The organism is Pseudomonas sp. F220, assembly GCF_057813935.1.
Genome location: NZ_JBVASJ010000090.1, coordinates 1 through 2,006, shown reverse-complemented (window position 1 = coordinate 2,006; position 2,006 = coordinate 1). Strand labels below are relative to the sequence as shown.

Below are 2,006 nucleotides of genomic sequence, written 5' to 3'. Positions count from 1 at the left end.
TACGCCGCGTACGATCTTGCATACTTTTTTCTCTGCTGCCTGAGCCAGTCGACGTCTCGCTGGCGTTGAACCCCGGATCGGGATCAACCCGGAATACCACCAAAATTTCGCCCTTATGAATTTCGACACGTTTGACCAGGCCGCGGATGACCTCGCGTTTCGTGACGAAATCCACAGCACCCAATCGGTCATGGACCGCAGCGGCAAACTCTTCGAGACGATTAATGACGAGAAACAGCTCGCGTTGACCCACCTGATGACGCCGTGAGTCCTGAATCTGCTGATCAAGCTGTTCCAGACGGCTCTTCAAGTTTCGCATCTTTGGATCAAAGTCCATTTTGTCGATCATACCTTCGGCATAACTATCGATGAGCCGCGACTTGCCTTTCTCGAGTTGCAGTCGTTGTCGTTCCAGTGCGGCAGTGTCAGGGTTTGTTTTTTCTTTTTCTTCGAGGATTCCCAGCCGACGTTCATATTCATTCTTTAGCCTTCCAGGGTGGGCGAGCAGCTCAACAACCTGCTGCCACACCAGTTCATCAAGACGGTCCGTTCGTATTTGCTGATTATCACAGACGCGTTCGCCACCAAAGCGGTAGGCATCGGTTCCAATGCAACGATAATAGGCATAGTTCCGACGTTGGCCTTTGGCCGCTGCCTTGCTGACTTTTTTACCGTAATAGGCGTAGTGACAATGGCCGCAAACGGTCAAGCCCTGAAGCAGGTAAACTGCACCATGACCGCGCTGACGAGCCGATTTGCGATTTTCGGCAAGCTGTTCCTGAACCGACTGAAATAACCCTTCGCTGACGATTGCCGGTACGGATATCTCGAGCCACTGACTTGGATCCGTACGTACGGTTGAATACCCCTTCCTGGGCACTTCCGCACTGTGGCGTTGCGCGCGTATCCGAGGTAACCGATCACGCGCCTGTGTTTTACCGAAAGCGGCCCGGCCCATGTAGGCTGGATTTTGTAATAACCCCCACACGGTACTGCGATCCCAATACGGTTTACCTGAAGCGGTGACGGTGCCAGTAGCACCAAGACGCCGAACCACTTCGCCAATGCTCAGTCGCTCCATTCCAATCCATTGAAAGATGGCTCTGACCGTCGCCGCTTGCGCCAAGTCGATAACGTACTGTGCGGGTGCGCCATCAAGTTGCTTACGAATGTAGCGATAACCGTACGGCGCAGTCGACAGCACATTGATGCTGCCGCGTCTGGCGCCATGAAGCTTGCCGCGACGATGGCGCTCCATGATTTTGGCACGCTCATACTCCGCAATCATGCCCTGCATCTGCAGCAGCAACGACTCCTCTGGCGTGACGCCAATGGCATGATTGAGGAACACGACCTGTACGCCGCACGCCGATAGTTCTTCCATCAGCAAGGCCTGGTGGGCATATTTTCGCGACAGCCGGTCTGGGGACAGGACGTAGAGACGATCGACCAAGCCAAGTGCCGCGCGGTCTCTGAGCCGTTCCAATTGTGGGCGAATCAGCGTCGCGCCGCTGACGCCTGCGTCGACAAAGCGCATGTCTTCAGCAACCTGGGCTCCATCAGCCACGATCCGCTCTGTCAACGCGGCAATCTGGCTTTCAATCGTGCCGCGTTTAGCCTGTTGATCAGAGGATACCCTCGCATAGAACGCCACCATCACAGCCTGGCTCATTGCTCACCTCGCTTGGCAGCACGATGTTTTTTGACAGAGGGTTGAGATTGTGGCGATTCTGAGGAAACCCGCGTTTCTGTCGGTTTTAGCTGTTCATAGACCCTCTCGAGCTGTTCACAAGAGAATCGATTTGGCTCAAAAGCCAGACGAATACGCCAGATCCGCGGTTTTCGGCTCATGACTGAAGTCTCCCGTCAGTGGGGGCGATGACCTCAATGACGAGAACAATCTCGACGTCGGGGCATCCCGCATACCTCGGAGCAAAACTCTCCCTGGCGATGCGCAGCCCCCATTTTATCCGAGAGTAGTTTGCTCTATTGTTGCCGGCGCTATC

The 2,006-nt window shown here is 54.8% G+C and carries 1 protein-coding gene; it reads right to left on the bottom strand.

Going from position 1 to position 2,006, the window contains the following annotated elements:
• Positions 1-1,672 (bottom strand): recombinase family protein (locus ACZYSM_RS29060; RefSeq protein WP_489077100.1); only part of this gene is annotated, 1,672 nt, incomplete at its 3' end.
• Positions 1,673-2,006 lie beyond the last annotated feature (334 nt).